Raw genomic sequence first — 16,116 nt, 5'->3', positions numbered from 1 at the left:
CGTCCGGCCGGCTCGGGGCGTTGTCAGTGGTGGACGGCAGGATGGGGGCATGACGACGAACTCAGCTGTTGTGCTCGCCGACGCGCCCGCGTACGCCGCCGCTGTCGACCAGGCCGCGCAGGCCGCCGCCGCGTACTACGCCTCGGGCGAGAGCACGCTCGACGACGACGCGTACGACCGCCTGGTGCGGGGGATCGCCGCCTACGAGGCCGAGCACCCCCAGGAGGTGCAGGACGAGTCGCCCACGGGCAAGGTCGCGGGCGGCGCCGCCGTCGGGGACGTACCGCACACCGTCCCCATGCTGTCCCTGGACAACGTGTTCTCCCCCGAGCAGTTCGCCACCTGGACCGCCTCGCTGGAGCGACGCATCGGCAGACCCGTCGCCGCCTGGAGCGTGGAGCCGAAGCTCGACGGACTGGCCGTCGCCGCGCGCTACCAGGAGGGCCGGCTCGACCGGCTGATCACCCGGGGCGACGGCACCGCGGGGGAGGACGTGTCCCACGCCATCGGCACCGTCATCGGCCTGCCCGAGCGGCTCGCCTCGCCGGTGACGATCGAGGTGCGCGGCGAGGTCCTCATGACCAACGAGCAGTTCGAACAGGCCAACACGGTGCGTACGGAGCACGGCGGCGCTCCCTTCGCCAACCCGCGCAACGGGGCGGCGGGCACACTCCGCGCCAAGGACCGGCCCTACCGCGTCGAGATGACGTTCTTCGCGTACGGCGCGCTCCCGCTGCCCGATTCCGGCGAACTGACCACCACCCTGGCCGAACTCCCGCACAGCGAGGTCCTCGCCCATGTCGCCGGGCTCGGAGTGCATACGGCCGCGGACACGGCGGTGGCGCCGCGCACCGTCACCACGGCCGAAGAGGTGCAGGCCAGGGTCGAGGAAGTCGCCGCACTGCGGGCCTCGTTGCCGTTCGGGATAGACGGCATCGTGATCAAGGCGGATCTGGCCGCCGACCAGCGGGAGGCCGGGTCGGGCACACGGGCGCCGCGCTGGGCCATCGCGTACAAGCTCCCGGCCGTCGAGAAGGTCACCCGCCTCCTGGGTGTCGAGTGGAACGTCGGCCGTACCGGCATCATCGCGCCGCGCGCCGTCCTGGAGCCGGTCGAGATCGACGGATCGACGGTCAGCTTCGCGACGCTGCACAACCCGGCTGACATCACCCGGCGTGATCTGCGCCTGGGCGACCAGGTGATGGTCTACAAGGCGGGTGACATCATCCCCCGCATCGAGGCGCCCGTCGCCCATCTGCGGACCGGCGAGGAACGGCCGATCGAGTTCCCCGGGACGTGCCCGCAGTGCGGCTCGGACATCGACACCAGCGAGCAGCGCTGGCGGTGCACGCGCGGGCGCGACTGCCGCCTGGTCGCCTCCGTGTCGTACGCGGCGGGCCGCGACCAGCTCGACATCGAGGGCCTCGGCTCCACCCGGGTCGTCCAGCTCGTCGACGCGGGTCTGGTCACCGACTTCGCCGACCTCTTCACCCTGGAACGCGAGCAGTTGCTCGCCCTGGACCGGATGGGGGAGACCTCCACCGACAACCTGCTCGCCGCCATCGGGGCGGCCCGCGGCCCGTCCGCTGTCCCGGGTGTTCTGCGCCCTCGGGGTGCGCGGCACGGGACGCTCGATGTCCCGGCGCATCGCCAGGTACTTCGCCACGATGGACCGGATCGTCGCCGCCGACGTCGAGACGCTCCAGCTGGTCGACGGCATCGGCAAGGAGAAGGCGGCCGGTGTGGTCGTGGAGCTGGCGGAGCTCGCCCCGCTGATCGGCAAGCTGGTGAGCGCCGGCGTCAACATGACGGAGCCCGGAGTGACGCCTCCGCCGGAGCCGGGGACACCGCAGGACGCGGAAGCGGAGTCCGGTGCACCGTCGGGCCTGCCGCTCGACGGGATGACCGTGGTGGTCACCGGTGCCATGACGGGCCCCCTGGAGAAACTGTCCCGCAACCAGATGAACGAGCTGATCGAGCGGGCGGGCGGGAAGTCCTCCTCCAGCGTCTCCAAGCGGACGAGCCTTCTGGTCGCGGGGGAGAAGGCGGGGTCCAAGCGCACCAAGGCGGAGGATCTCGGGGTACGGATCGCGGCACCCGACGAGTTCGCCGAGCTGGTGGGAGCATTCCTGGCCACGGATGTGTGAGGGAGCGCCGGGTCCTTTGATTCCTTGAGGAAGTAGCGTTCTCCTCCCCGGTATTGCATAGTGAGGGGTCGGTCATGCCTCGCTATCAGCGGGTCATCGGTAGGTGGACGGCTGCGGTGACGGGCCGGGGTGAGGGGCGATGAGTTCTTTGCGCGCGGCACGGCGGCACGGTCGCCCGGTCCACCGGCACCCCCGGGCCACACGTGGCCTCGCCATCGATCTCGGCAGCTCACGGACCCGTGCCTGGGTCCCGGGGCGGGGAATCGTCCTCGAACCTCCGACGGCAGACCCGTCCGGGCGGCCCGTACGGCGCGGGCGCATCACCGACCCCGAGGCCTGCGGCAGGCTGCTCGGCCGCATCGCCGACGCGGCGCTGGGACCCGATCGCAGCGACACCGTGATGCTCCTCAGCCATCCGGTCCTCGCCGGAGCCGAACACCGGAGGACGGCGAGGGAACTCCTCGCCGCGCTCGGCCCGGCCGGCATCGTCATCCTCGACAGCGCCAGGGCCGCTGCCGCGCACGCGGACCCCCGGGGCGACGGTCCGCTGCTCGTCATCGACCTGGGCGCCGAGCTGACCGAAATCACCCTGCTCGTCGACGGGATGGTCGCCGACGCCCGCCAGGCGGAGACCGGTCTCAACGACCCCGTGCCGGACGCCGCGACCGATTCCGCGGGGGACCCCGAGCCCGGGGCCGTCGTCCGCACCGTACTGGACATGATCATGTCGATGTGGCGGCAGGACCGGTACGGGGCGCTCCGCGGCGCCCTGCGCAAGGGACCCCTGCTCGCCGGCGGCGGAGCCCTGCGCCCCGACCTCACCAACCGGATCGCGGTCCGCCTCGGCGTGCCCGTACGCCTCGCCGACGACCCGTCGACCGCCGTCGTGCGCGGCGCCGGGCTGATACTCGGCTCCGTCCTGCGCCACTCCGGCGCGGCGGCCGCCGTCCTCCCCGGCCGGCCGAGGTGACCCCCCTCCCGGGGCCCCCTCCGGGGAACACGCACCCGTGGCGTCCTCCCCGCGCCCGGACGACAAGCGCCGCCCGGCACCTGCTGACCGCACTCCTCCTCACCGTCCTCGCGCTCGTCGGCGCCACTCCGGCGGCGGCAGCGGCGGGCCACCCGGCGCACACGGCCGCGGGCCCCCCGGCCGCGGCACCCGGATCCGCGGGGCCGCCGTCCGCCGCCAGCGCACCCGCCGGTCACGTTCCCGCCCAGCACACGGACCGGACGGCGCGCCCGGGGAACCCGCACGACACCCGGCGCCCCCGCAGTCCCGGGGCCACCGTCCGGGAGCCCCGCCGCCCCCTCCCCCCGGCGGAGTCCGCCACCCGGCGCGCCGGGGCGCCCACCGGCGATCCCACCGGGCCTCCCCGGGCCGGCACCGAACGCCCCCACACCTCGCCCTGCCTCGCACCGCCCGGCCACCACGCCCTGCCGCCGGGCCGGCACCGTACGGCCGTACCGCTCACCGCCGGGCCGCGTCCGGCCGGTGCACCCGCCCGTGTACCGGGGCGCACCTGTGCCTCGCTGCCCGGTGTGCGGGGTCCTCCCGCAGGACCGGCCGGTCCACCGACCGGTCTCCGGACCTGTTCCACAGAGCAGCCGTTCCGTCCTCGCTGAGACGAGGGCGGCCGGCGCCCCCTCGGAGGATTCCCATGACTCGCGCCGCCACGGTGCGAGCGGTTCTGGCCGCTGCCGTACTGCTCGTCTCCGTGTACATCTCGCTGACCATGTCACCCGCGCTCGGCCTCGATCTGCGCGGCGGCACCCGGATGGTGCTCCAGGCCAAGGACTCCGGTACCGCCGTCGCGGACCGGGAGAGCACCGACCGCACCCTGGAGGTGCTCCGGCAGCGCATCGACTCCCTCGGCGTCGCCGAGCCGACCCTGACCCGCTCCGGCGAGAACCGCATCATCGTCGAACTGCCCGACGTACAGGACCCGCGCAAGGCCGCGGACGTACTGGGCCGCACCGCCCAACTGACCTTCCACGCCGTGCGGGGACCGGGCACACCGGAGGCGGACGGTGAAAAGGGTGTGACGTCGCTGCCCGACGAGCAGGGCCGCCTCCTCGCGCTCGGACCCGCGGCGCTCTCCGGCGCGGGCGTGAAGGACGCCACCGCTGTCTTCGACGCCCAGCAGGGCGCCGGCTGGACCGTGGATCTCACCTTCGGCAAGGACGCCGGCCGCGACTGGACCGGGCTGACCGCCGAGGCCGCCTGTCACCCCGTCCAGGACGACCGGCGCCGGGTGGCCATCGTCCTGGACAGAAAGGTGATCTCCTCGCCGCAGGTCGACCCCTCCGTCGGCTGCGACGTCGGCATCCCGTCCGCCTCGACCCGCATCACCGGGTCCTTCTCGGCCGACGAGGCCCGCGAACTCGCGCTCCTCGTCGAGGGCGGGGCCCTGCCCGTCCCGGTCGAGATCGTCGAACAGCGGACCGTCGGCCCGACGCTCGGCGCCGAGGCCATCGACGCGAGCGCCGCCGCCGCCCTCATCGGCGCCTCGGCCACCGCACTCTTCATCACCTTCGTGTACCGGCTCTTCGGAGCGCTCGCCGCCGTCGCCCTCGCCGCGTACGGGGTCATCTCGTACGCCGCGCTGGTCGCCCTCGGGGTCACTCTCACGCTCCCCGGGCTCGCCGGATTCGTGCTCGCCATCGGCATGGCGGTCGACGCCAACGTCCTTGTCTTCGAGCGGGCCCGCGAGGAGTGCGCGGAGCGCCCCGGCCGTTCCCTGCGTACCGCGCTCGCCGCCGGATTCCGTAACGCCCGCAGCGCCGTGGCCGACTCGAACGTGACCACCCTCATCGCGGCGGGGCTCCTGTTCCTCCTCGGCTCCGGGCCGGTCAAGGGCTTCGGCGTCACGCTCGCCATCGGCGTACTCGCCTCGATGTTCTCCGCGCTCGTCATCGCCCGCGCGCTCACCGAGACCGCCGCCCGTTCACGGTTCGTCAGCGACTACCGGGGCGTCAACGGCATCGCCGGACCCGGGCGCGTACGGACCTGGCTGACCCGCCGCGACCGGCGGCTGTTCACCTCCCCGCGCCGGTGGCTGCTGCTCTCCACCGCACTGGTGGCCTTCGCCGTCCTCGGCATCGTCGTGCGCGGCGTCGGCCTCGGCGTCGAGTTCACCGGCGGTCGGCTCGTCGAGTACTCCACGAGCCGACCCGTCGACGTGGAACAGGCCCGTACGGCGCTTGCCGCCGCCGGATTCGGCGACGCCGAGGTCACCACCGCGGGCGCGGGCGACCTCTCCGTACGCACCGGGAACCTCGACAACGACGGGGAGCACGCCCTCCGGGCGGCGCTGGCCGCCGAGGGCGGGGAGACGACCAAGGTGCGCGACGAGCTGATCGGCCCCAGCCTCGGCGAGGAACTGCGGCGCCACGCGCTGATCGCCCTCGCCGTCGCCGTCTGCGTGCAGCTCGCCTACCTGGCGGTGCGGTTCCGGTGGACGTTCGCCGTGGCCTCGGTCGGAGCGCTGGTCCACGACCTCGTCATCCTCATCGGCGCGTTCGCCTGGCTGGGGCGCACCGTCGACGGCATCTTCCTGGCCGCGCTCCTCACCGTGATCGGCTACTCCGTCAACGACTCCGTGGTGGTCTTCGACCGGGTACGCGAGCTGTGGGCCAGGGACCGGGGCCTGCCCCTCGCCACCGTCGCGGACCGGGCCGTGCTCCAGACCGTCCCCAGAACCGTCAGCACCGGCATGGGCGCGCTCTTCATCCTCGTCGCGCTCGCCGTACTGGGCGGTGACTCCCTGGCGGACTTCGCGCTCGCCCTGCTCATCGGCGTCTGCGTCGGTACGTACTCCTCGGTACTGACCGCCGTACCCCTCGCACTCGTCCTGGAACGGAGCAGCAAGGCCCCGCCGCCGGTCCGTACCACCAAGCGCCGGACAGCCCCCGCGGCGCGCCGGGGGCCGCTCGACAACGGGGCCAGGGTCTGACTCCGCCGCCGTGTCACTCGCGACCGGGGTCGTACGGAGACCGTAACGTCAGGGGCAATTGCTGATGCAGCCCGTCGCCGGTAGGGAGCCGTGTCATGGCCGATGAACCGCTGTCGCAGGAACAGATCGAGGCACGGCTGGGCGACCTGCCCGGCTGGGAGCTGGAGGGGAGCCGGCTCGCCCGCGGTTACCGGCTTCCCTCGCACTTCGCCGCCGCCGCGCTGACCGTCCACATCGCGCAGATCCAGGAGGAGCTCGGCCACCACTCGGATCTCACGCTCGGCTACAACACCGTGGGACTGTCCGTGAGCACCCACTCGGCGGGCGGCGCCGTCACCGAGAAGGACCTGACACTGGCGACGCGGGTGGAGGCCATCGCCTCCGCACACGGCGCCCACTGAGACCGGCGCCGCGCCCGGCCACGCCCCGTGGCTCAGTGCGCGGCGCCGAACCGTGGATGCGAGGCGAGCCGTCCCGCATAGCTGCCGCTGCGCTCCACCGCCTGCGCGTACGCCGCCCGGGCGTGCCCGCTCACGACACGGGCCGCCCGGTCGGCGGCCGGGGAACGCGGGTGCCGGCCGAGCAGATGACGCCAGCTCAGGGGCGCGCGGGCGATCGGCCTGGTCACGAGACCCGGCGTCGGCGGGGAGCGCCGGCCGCGCCAGCCCCAGGGAGGCGGCGCCCTTGGTGAGGCTTCCGGTGTCGGCGATGGCACGTACGGTCCGCAGATGGCGCAACTCCGGCTCCATAAACGCAAGTTATGAGGCCCGGCGACGCGACGGCAATACGCGCGCCCGCTTTCTGCCCTGCGATGCCGGACCGGTGACCTAGAGTCATGAATGTGCTGGACTACAACATCGAGGCAGCGGTCTACGACACCACGCGCGGCGGAGTGCCCCGCGCCGAGGCCGCGGCCCATGCCGTCCTCGGCCTGATTCCGCCCACCGCCCGCACCGTGCTGGACATCGGCTGCGGTACGGGTCTCGTGAGCGAGCGCATAGCGCTCGGCCGCCCCGGCCTCCGGGTGATCGGCGCCGACTCCTCGCCGGGCATGGCGCGGATGGCGCACCAGCGGATCGACGCGGTGGCACTCGCCGACGTACGGCGGCTGCCGCTGGCCGGCTCCTCGGTGGATGCCGTCACCGCGGTCTGGCTGCTGCATCTGCTGCGGTCGGACGGAGCGGTAGGGGACGTGGTGGCGGAAGCGGCCCGGGTCCTGGGACCGGGCGGAGTCTTCGTCACCACGGTCGACAAGGACGCCGGGCACGACGTGGGAAGCGATATCGACGAGCTCTTCGCCCCCTACCTCACCTCGGAACCGCCGGACGGTGCGGAGAAGGTCGGCGGACACGCCGAGCGGTACGGGCTGGAACAGGCCGGGGAGGCCCGCTTCGCCGGCCGCGGCCAGGGGCGCTCCCCGCTCACCACGGCGCGGGCCGTGCGCCAGGGGAAGTACGCCTCGCGGCTCGCCCTGCCCGGGAACGCGGCGGAACGCCTCGCGATGAGGCTCACCGGCCTGCCGGAGCCGGACCGGCCGCGTCCCGACCCGGCGTACCGCCTGCTGGCCTTCCGCCGCGCCTGACCGGCCGGTCAGGCGGCTCTCACGCCCGCCAGGCGCCGCCCTCGGCCGCCTCCCTCACGTAGGTGCCGAAATCCCTCGGCTCCCGGCCCAGGGCGCGCTTCACGCCGTCCGTCGCCACCGCGTTGTGCCCGTCCAGCAGGGTCGTGAACAGCTCCGCCAGGAAGCCGGCTTCGGCTTCCGGCATGCCGTGCTCCGCCAGCGCCGCCGCGTACTGCGGGCCGGTCACCGGCACATACCGCACCTGACGTCCCGTCGCCTCCGCGATTCCGGCCGCCACTTCGTCGAAGGTCAGCGGCCGGGGCCCCGGTCAGTTCGTGCACGCCCTCGTCAGCGAGGTCCCCCGTGAGGACGGCCACGACCACGTCCGCCAGATCGTCGGCGTCCACGAACGGCTCGGCGGTGGTTCCGGCCGGGAACACCAGTTCCCCTTGCAGCACCCCGCCCATCAGTGCGCCTTCGCTGAAGTTCTGCGCGAAGAAGGCCGACCGCAGCAGGGAGAGCGCCACGCCGGGGGCCGCGGCTCGCAGCGCCTCCTCCGCGACGACCGCCTGCGGCTCGCCCCGCCCGGAGAGCAGCACCAGCCGTCGTACGCCGCTCTCCGCGGCGATCCGGCCGAACGCCGTCATGGCCTCAGGGGCGCCGGGCGCCGCGAGGTCCGGGTAGTACGCGACGTACGCCGCGTCCGCGCCGCGCAGCGCCGCCGCCCAGCCCGACTCGTCCTCCCAGTCGAACGGCACGTCGCCGCCGCGCGAGCCCGAGCGCACCGGCACTCCCAGAGCGGTGAGCCGCTGCACCACCCGGCGGCCGGTCTTGCCCGTACCGCTCGTCACCAACACCGTGCCCTGCTGCGTGTTTTCCGTCTGCTTCGTCATGACTCAAGATTCGTCCGGCGGCGCCTCCCGGACCATCCTCGACCGTCTCGCTCGCATGCGTGTGCGTCTACGCTGGCGCGCATGGACGCACTCGCCGGACTGCTGGACGGACCGCGAGCCCGCGGCGCCTTTCTGCTCCGCATGGTCATGGAGCCGCCCTGGTCGGTACGGATCGAGGACCGGGCCCCGCTCTGCCTGCTGTCCGCGACCCGCGGCGAGGCATGGATCGTGCCCGCCGCAGGGGAGCCCGTCCTGCTGCGCCCCGGAGACATCGCGATCGCCCGCGGCCCGGAGCCGTACACCGTCGCCGACGCGCCCGGCACCCCTGCGCGCTGCCGTGTCGCCCCCGGCGGTGTCTGCACCACGTCGTACGGGGAGCCGCTCGCCGAGTCCATGAGCCTCGGGGTACGCACCTGGGGCAACGCACCCGACGGGCCCGCGACCGTACTCGTCGGGACGTACCTCTTCGACGGGGAGATCAGCCGACGGCTCCTCGACTCGTTGCCCGCACTGCTCGTCCTGCCCGCCGACGCCAGGACGGGGCCACTCCTGTGCCTCCTCGACGAGGAGATCTCCAAGGACGAGCCGGGCCAGAGCGTGTTCCTGGACCGGCTGCTCGATCTGCTGCTGATCGCCGGACTGCGCACCTGGTTCGCCAGGCCCGACGGCCGGCCTCCTGCCTGGTACGTCGCCCTGGGGGACCCGGTCGTCGGACAGGCGCTGCGGCTGCTCCAGAACGACCCGGCCCGTCCCTGGACGGTCGCCGCCCTGGCCGCCGGGGCCGGGGTCTCCCGGGCGGCGCTCGCCCGCCGCTTCACCGAACTGGTCGGGGAGCCCCCGATGGCGTATCTGACCGGCTGGCGCTTCGCCCTCGCGGCCGATCTGCTGCGCGGCACGGATTCCACGGTGGAGGCGGTGGCGCGGAAAGTCGGTTACAGCGGCTCCTTCGCCTTCAGCGCCGCGTTCAAGCGCGTACGGGGCATGAGCCCGCAGGAGTACCGCGCCGCACCGTCCGACGCGCCCGGATGACGCTTTGCCGAACCGGCAACGAATTTCGCCCGGGGGGAGGTTTCCGTGCAGGCTGACGTCATGACCAAGCACATCAAACACGGACACGGCGGACACGGGCACCACGGGCGGTCCCAGGGGCACGGTCCCACCGCACACGGCCACGAGGGCGGCGACCTCGACTGGGACGTGATGGGACCCAGTCTGGAGCATGAGGCGGAGCTCGGCCTCCAGCAGTACCGGGAAGCAGCCCGCTGGGTCGCCGGTCTGCCCGCCGTCCGCGAGGTGCGCCGCGTCCTGGACGTCGGCAGCGGCCCCGGCGTCATCACCTGCCTGCTCGCCGAGGAGTTCCCCGCTGCCGAGATCATCGCGGTGGACGGCACCCCGGTGCTCCTGGAACGCGTCCGGGCCCGTGCGGAGCGCCTGGACCTGGGGGACCGGGTCCGGACCCTCTACGCCGAACTCCCCGCGGACCTGGGAAAGCTGGCGGAGGCCGACCTGATCTGGGCGGCCAACTCCCTGCATCACATGGGCGACCAGCGCGGTGTGCTGGCCGGCTTCGCCGGGCTGCTGCGTCCGGGCGGGGCCGTCGCCCTCGTCGAGGGCGGGCTGCCCACACGTCAGCTGCCGCGCGACATCGGCATCGGCAGGCCCGGTCTGGAGGCCCGCATCGACGCGGCCGCGGCGGACTGGTTCGCGGACATGCGGGCGACCCTGCCGGACGCCAGGCAGGAGACCGAGGACTGGAACGCCCTGTTCGGCGAGGTCGGTCTGAAGCCGCAGGGTACCCGCAGCTTCCTGCTCGACCTGCCGGGCCCGCTCTCCGGGCTCGCCCGCGACCATGTCGTGGAGAACTTCGCCCGCCAGCGCGAGGTGCTGGCCGACCGGCTGACGGCGGAGGACCTCGCGGTCATCGACCGGCTGCTCGACCCGGCGGACCCGGCCGGGCTGCACCGCCGGGACGACGTCTTCGTGCTGTCGGCCCGGACGGTGCAGGTGGCGGGAAGACTCTGAGAGATTTCAGCGGCCGAGCGGCCGAGCGGCTCAGGTCCTCAGCTGCCGACGGCGCGGGCGTCCCCGTTGAGCATGGTGCCCAGGGGGCTCAGTGCCCGCCCTGGGGTTCCCTGCAACCGCCCTCCATGTAGACACCGTGGGCCTCCACGGTCAGGGGCGGCCCCACGCCGCCGCTGACGCACGGGGCGCCGGGCACGGAGATGCTGAAGCCGAGCGCGTGGCCGGAGCCGTAGACCTGGGTCGCTTCGGCCGGATAGCCGAGCTCTTCCAGGACGGTGCGCACGTCCTGCTCGCTGGACGGGCCGGGCCCGCCGGTCTCGCGCAGGGCGTCGGTGATCCGGTCCGCGTGGGCGTCTCCGCGGCACTGCTGCTCGGGGCCGAGCGGGGCCTGCTGCTTGAAGGCGTGGTTCTCCCGGTAGCGGTCCGCCTCCGGATCGGCGGGCTCCGTGGCGCCCGTCGTCGGACGGGCCGACGCGCTCGGCGTGATGTCCGTGCAACGCGCCGCCACGTCACGGAACTTCCTGTCGTGCTTCGCGCGGGCCTCGTCGGCCGACTTCTTCCAGTCCTCCGCCGTGGACGGGCGTGCACGGGAAGGCGAGCCGGCGCCTTCCGGTCCGTCACCCGACGTCACGCGTTCGGTACCGCAGGCGGTCAGCACGAGCAGACCGGCGGCGACTGCCAGGGGGAGACGTCTCACGAAGAACTCCATTTCCGTACGACAGGGGCCGCTCGATTGTGGGACGAGCGGATTGTCGTGGTCATGAGTACGCGTACTCATGCGGAGTGCGGCACCGGCTCCAACTGCCACCACTGGCCTGGGGAGTCGGTGTCCTCCCACTGCTGGACGTTGGCCCCGTCCTCGGTGCTTCCTTCGGCGACCTCCAGGACGAGGCCGCTGACGAAGCTGACGAGGGTGACGGTTCCGGGTGCCTCCAGGTGCTGCTCGATCAGCCATTCCTGGGCGCCGAAGTTGTTGGCCCGCCACTGCTGGATGTTGGCGCCGTTCTCCGTGGAGGCGTTGGCGACGTCGAGTCGTTTGCCGCTGTGGGCATTGACCAGGTGATGCAGCGCGGCGCCGTCGTGCACGGGGGAGACCTGCCACAGCTGCGCGGCCGATCCGTTCTCCTCGCCCTGCTGCACGTTGGCACCGCCGCCCGTCTTCGCGCCGTAGACCTCCAGCAGGAGGCCGCTGGCCACGTTGCGCAGGCGGTACGTGCCGGCTTCGACGACGGGCGCGGTGTGGGCGCTCATGATTCCGTTCTCCTCAGGCGTGTCCGGACGGCGGAAGCCGGTATCCACCGGTGGACCCACGCGCGAAACCGCCGCGGGCCTGTCGAGGCCTGCGGCGGCTTCGCGCGTCACCGGGTGCGGGGTGACTCAGGCGTCGTAGTCGAACTCCGCCGGGTCCGGACCAAGGCGCTTGCCCTCGTCCAGAGCGGCGAAGGCGGCGAGGTCGTCGCCGTCCAGCTCGAAGCCGAACACGTCCAGGTTCTCCACGATCCGCGACGGCGTCACGGACTTCGGGATCACCACGTTGCCCGTCTGGAGGTGCCAGCGCAGCACCACCTGGGCGGGTGTCCGGTCGTGCTTCCGCGCGATCGCGACGACGGTCGGGACCTCCAGGAGGCCCTTGCCCTGGCCCAGCGGCGACCAAGCCTCGGTGGCGATGCCGTGCTGGGCGTGGAAGGCACGCAGCTCGGCCTGCTGGAGCTGCGGGTGCAGCTCGACCTGGTTGACCGCGGGGACCACGGAGGTCTCGGCGATCAGGCGCTCCAGGTGCGCAGGCAGGAAGTTCGACACGCCGATGGCCTTGGCGCGGCCGTCCGCGAGGATCTTCTCCAGGGCCTTGTACGTGTCCACGTACGCGTCCTTGGCGGGCAGCGGCCAGTGGATCAGATACAGGTCGACGTAGTCGAGGCCCAGCTTGCCGAGCGACGTGTCGAAGGCGCGCAGCGTCGTGTCGTAGCCCTGCCGGCTGTTCCACAGCTTGGTGGTGATGAACAGTTCGTCACGGGCGACACCGGAGGCGGCGACGGCCTTGCCGGTCCCCACCTCGTTCTCGTAGATCGCGGCGGTGTCGATGCTCCGGTACCCGGATTCGATGGCCGTGGCCACCGTCTTCTCCGCCACGTCGTCCGGCACCTGCCAGACGCCGAAACCGAGCTGCGGCATGTCGACACCGTTGTTGAGGGTGAGGGAGGGGACCTGGCTCACGAGCAGTCGATCCTTACGTTGTCAGTTGGTACTCGGACAGTCAACGATCACGGAGGCGTACACATTCCCGGCCGCCGGAGACACTCGGGGAGTGGCCTGGGAAAGCAACCGGGGAGTGGCCCGGGAAAGCGGCCGGGGAGTGGCTCGTGCGGGCGGCTCAGTGGTAGAGCGCGTCTACCTCGGCCGCGTACGCAGTCTCGATCGCCTTGCGTTTCAGCTTCAGCGAAGGGGTGAGCAGCCCGCGTTCTTCGGTGAACTGGTGCGCCAGTATCCGGAACGTACGGATCGACTCGGCCTGGGACACCGCCGTGTTGGCGGCCACGACCGCGCGGCGGACCTCCATCTCCAGGTCCGGGTCGCGCACCAGTTCGCCCGGGCTCAGCGGCGGCCGGCCCTGCATGGCGAGCCAGTGCTCCACGGACTCCTGGTCCACGGTCACCAGTGCCGCGATGTACGGGCGGTCGTTGCCGACGACGATGCACTGCGCCACCAGCGGATGCGCCCGCACCCGCTCCTCCAGACCGGCGGGCGAGACACTCTTGCCGCCGGAGGTCACCAGGATCTCCTTCTTCCGCCCGGTGATCGTCAGATAGCCGTCCTCGTCGAGCGCGCCGATGTCCCCGGTCGCCAGCCAGCCGTCGCGGAGCGCCGCGTCGGTGGCCTTCGGGTTGCCCAGATAGCCGGAGAAGATGTTCGCGCCGTGCAACCAGATCTCGCCGTCGTCGGCGATGTGCACGGTCGTACCCGGGATCGGCTGCCCGACCGTGCCGTACCGGGTGCGCTCCGGCGGGTTCGCCGTCGCCGCCGCGGTGGACTCGGTGAGGCCGTAGCCCTCGTAGACGAGGACACCCGCGCCCGCGAAGAACAGGCCGAGCCTGCGGTTCATCCCGGAACCGCCCGACATCGCGTGCCGCACCCGGCCGCCCATCGCGTCGCGGACCTTCTTGTAGACGATCTTCTCGAAGAACTGGTGCTGCATCCGCAGCCCGGCGGAAGGGCCGGGCCCGGTGCGGAAGGCCCGGTCCTCCATGGCCTCCGCGTACTTCACCGCGATCTCGACCGCCTTCTCGAACGGTCCGAGCCGGCCCTCCGCCTCCGCCTTGCGCCGGGCGCCGCTGAAGACCTTCTCGAAGATGTACGGGACGGCGAGGATGAACGTCGGCCGGAAGGAGACCAGGTCCGGCATCAGGGCGCGTGCCGAGAGCTCCGGCTGGTGGCCCAGCTTCACCCGGCCACGGAGTGCGGCGATCTCCACCATCCGGCCGAAGACGTGGGCCAGCGGCAGGAAGAGCAGGGTCGCGGCCTCGTCGCCCGGCTTGGAGTGGAACACCGGCTCCCACCGGCTGACCATGGTGTCCGACTCGAACATGAAGTTGGCGTGCGTGATCACGCAGCCCTTGGGGCGGCCCGTGGTGCCCGAGGTGTAGATCACCGTCGCCACCGACTCCGGCGTCACGGCACGTCGGTGCCGGTGCACCACCTCGTCGTCGATCTGTGCGCCGGCGGCGACCAGCTCGCCCACCGCGTCGTCGTCCAGCTGCCACAGCCGCTTCAGGCGGGGCAGCCGGTCGATGACCGAGCCGATCGTCATGGCGTGGTCCTCGTGCTCGACCATGACGGCGGTGACCTCGGCGTCGTGGAGCATCCAGAGGACCTGTTCGGCCGACGAGGTCGGGTAGACGGGTACGGACTGGGCACCGACCGTCCACACCGCGAAGTCGAAGAGCGTCCACTCGTAGCGCGTACGGGACATCAGGGCGATGCGGTCGCCGAACCGGACGCCATGTGCGATCAGGCCCTTCGCCAGGGCCAGGACCTCGTCGCGGAATTCCGCGGCGGTGACATCGCGCCAGTGTCCGTCCGCGCCCTTGCGCCCCAGGGCGACCCGGTGCGGATCGTCCTCGGCGTTGTCGAACACGGTGTCGGCGAGACCGCCGACCTGGGGGGCGGCCGCCATGGGTGGGACAGTGAATTCGCGCAATGAACTGCTCCTCGTGGCCTCCGCACAGCGCCGCGACGCTACCCCACCGGACGCCGCCGCGGGAGAGCGTGAAGTCTCCGTAACGCGTGGCATCTGCACAGGTCAGCCGTAGAAATCCGGCCAGATGGGCAAGGCCCGGGCGGACTTCCGACCGAGGAGTACGCGGCTTGCGCCCGAATCTCCACCGAATCTGTACACCACGATCACTCCCATTCTGTCCGGGTATACCGACCTTTGCGAGCACGCACCTCGGCCGTCAGGCGGACTCGCGGCCGCTGATCCCCCGGTGCAGCCGATCACCGCCCGCCAGGATCGACGCGGCCAGGGCGTCCGCCGCTTCGTGAGCCCGGCCCCGGTCCGCGGGATTCCCGATTGCGCTGATCAGGGCACGACGGGGAGGGCGCGACCTGACCTGAGAGACACGTGGAGCACATGAGCCCGCCGTACATCGAAGCCGCCGTCCTGGCTGCCGGTCGACCCGTACCGCCACGTCAGCCCGTGGTGGCCGTCGCCTCCAGGGCGATGCGGTGCTCACCCGCGTACACGTTCATGGACGGACCCCGGAGGAAACCGACCAGGGTCAGTCCGGTCTCGGCCGCGAGATCGACGGCCAGCGACGACGGCGCCGAGACGGCGGCGAGCATCGGGATGCCGGCCATCACCGCCTTCTGCGCCAGCTCGAACGACGCCCGCCCCGACACCAGCAGAATCACCCGCGAGAGCGGCAGCCGGTCGTCGGTCAGGGCGCGGCCGACGAGCTTGTCGACCGCGTTGTGCCGCCCGACGTCCTCCCTGATGTCGAGCAGTTCGCCCTCCTCCGAGAACATCGCGGCCGCGTGCAGCCCCCCGGTCCGGTCGAACACCCGTTGTGCCTCGCGCAGCCGGTCGGGGAGGCCGGCGAGCAGTTCGGGTGCCACCCGGACCGGGGGAGAATCAGCGACGGGGTGGCGTGTCGTGGTGCGGACGGCGTCGAGGCTCGCCTTGCCGCACAGCCCGCACGAGGACGTGGTGTAGACGTTTGCGTTCTAGCGTGATGTCGGGGACCACGACGCCCGGCGCGAGCTTCACGTCGACCACGTTGTACGTGTTCACCCCGTCGGCCGTCGCCCCGGCGCAGTACACGATCGACTGCACTTCGGAGCCCTCGCCGATCACGCCCTCGCTCACCAGGAAGCCCGCCGCCAGCGCGAAGTCGTCGCCGGGTGTGCGCATCGTGATGGCGAGCGGCTTGCCGTTCAGCCGGATCTCCAGCGGCTCCTCGGCGACCAGTGTGTCGGGGCGGGTGGTGACCGCCCCGTCCCGGATGCGGATGGTGCGGCGGCGCTCGGTGACCCGACCCATGGCG

Annotated in this window: 10 protein-coding genes and 4 pseudogenes; 7 read left to right on the top strand and 7 right to left on the bottom strand. The window is 72.4% G+C overall.

Going from position 1 to position 16,116, the window contains the following annotated elements; genetic code table 11:
* The first annotated feature begins 49 nt into the window (after positions 1-49).
* The 4 genes and pseudogenes from ligA (at position 50) to F0344_RS03645 (ending at position 6,501) form a co-directional block, all read left to right on the top strand.
* A pseudogene (gene ligA, locus F0344_RS03660) lies at positions 50-2,147 on the top strand (NAD-dependent DNA ligase LigA).
* A 139-nt stretch (positions 2,148-2,286) separates the two neighbouring features.
* Entirely contained in the window at positions 2,287-3,117 is an 831-nt protein-coding gene (locus F0344_RS03655) for a rod shape-determining protein (protein ID WP_185297385.1), read from the top strand.
* A 688-nt stretch (positions 3,118-3,805) separates the two neighbouring features.
* Positions 3,806-6,100, top strand: coding sequence for a protein translocase subunit SecD (gene secD, locus F0344_RS03650; protein WP_185297384.1), 2,295 nt, complete (start codon positions 3,806-3,808; stop codon positions 6,098-6,100).
* Positions 6,101-6,195: 95 nt separating this feature from the next.
* Complete coding sequence (locus tag F0344_RS03645; RefSeq protein WP_185297383.1) at positions 6,196-6,501, top strand: 4a-hydroxytetrahydrobiopterin dehydratase; 306 nt, start codon at positions 6,196-6,198, stop codon at positions 6,499-6,501.
* Positions 6,502-6,533: 32 nt separating this feature from the next.
* On the opposite strand, the pseudogene F0344_RS03640 reads toward F0344_RS03645, so the two are convergent.
* A pseudogene (locus F0344_RS03640) lies at positions 6,534-6,746 on the bottom strand (LysR family transcriptional regulator); the annotation flags it as partial.
* Positions 6,747-6,941: 195 nt separating this feature from the next.
* Here F0344_RS03640 and F0344_RS03635 point away from each other — a divergent pair.
* Positions 6,942-7,682: a class I SAM-dependent methyltransferase gene (locus F0344_RS03635; protein WP_185302496.1), complete on the top strand. Its 741-nt coding sequence runs from the start codon at positions 6,942-6,944 to the stop codon at positions 7,680-7,682.
* A gap of 19 nt (positions 7,683-7,701) precedes the next feature.
* Here F0344_RS03635 and F0344_RS03630 read toward each other — a convergent pair.
* Positions 7,702-8,554 (bottom strand): annotated as a pseudogene (locus F0344_RS03630) (NmrA family transcriptional regulator).
* Between the two features lie 81 nt (positions 8,555-8,635).
* Between F0344_RS03630 and F0344_RS03625 the strand changes: the two are divergent.
* Complete coding sequence (locus tag F0344_RS03625; protein WP_185297382.1) at positions 8,636-9,583, top strand: AraC family transcriptional regulator; 948 nt, start codon at positions 8,636-8,638, stop codon at positions 9,581-9,583.
* A 60-nt stretch (positions 9,584-9,643) separates the two neighbouring features.
* Positions 9,644-10,576: a class I SAM-dependent methyltransferase gene (locus F0344_RS03620; protein WP_185297381.1), complete on the top strand. Its 933-nt coding sequence runs from the start codon at positions 9,644-9,646 to the stop codon at positions 10,574-10,576.
* 88 nt (positions 10,577-10,664) lie between these two features.
* Here F0344_RS03620 and F0344_RS03615 read toward each other — a convergent pair whose 3' ends face one another.
* The 5 genes and pseudogenes from F0344_RS03615 to fdhD form a co-directional block, all read right to left on the bottom strand.
* Positions 10,665-11,273, bottom strand: coding sequence for a hypothetical protein (locus F0344_RS03615; protein ID WP_185297380.1), 609 nt, complete (start codon positions 11,271-11,273; stop codon positions 10,665-10,667).
* A gap of 77 nt (positions 11,274-11,350) precedes the next feature.
* Positions 11,351-11,827 (bottom strand): RICIN domain-containing protein, encoded by a 477-nt coding sequence (locus F0344_RS03610; RefSeq protein WP_185297379.1) that lies wholly within the window; start codon positions 11,825-11,827, stop codon positions 11,351-11,353.
* A gap of 126 nt (positions 11,828-11,953) precedes the next feature.
* A complete protein-coding gene (locus tag F0344_RS03605; protein ID WP_185297378.1) occupies positions 11,954-12,790 on the bottom strand; it encodes an aldo/keto reductase in 837 nt (278 codons plus the stop codon).
* Positions 12,791-12,947: 157 nt separating this feature from the next.
* Entirely contained in the window at positions 12,948-14,747 is a 1,800-nt protein-coding gene (locus tag F0344_RS03600) for an AMP-dependent synthetase/ligase (protein ID WP_185297377.1), read from the bottom strand.
* 515 nt (positions 14,748-15,262) lie between these two features.
* A pseudogene (gene fdhD / locus F0344_RS03595) lies at positions 15,263-16,112 on the bottom strand (formate dehydrogenase accessory sulfurtransferase FdhD).
* Positions 16,113-16,116 lie beyond the last annotated feature (4 nt).

The sequence above is a fragment of the Streptomyces finlayi genome (assembly GCF_014216315.1).
Lineage (GTDB): Bacteria > Actinomycetota > Actinomycetes > Streptomycetales > Streptomycetaceae > Streptomyces > Streptomyces finlayi_A.
The sequence above is the reverse complement of the archived record's forward strand: the minus strand, read 5'-3'. Positions and strand labels throughout refer to the sequence as shown.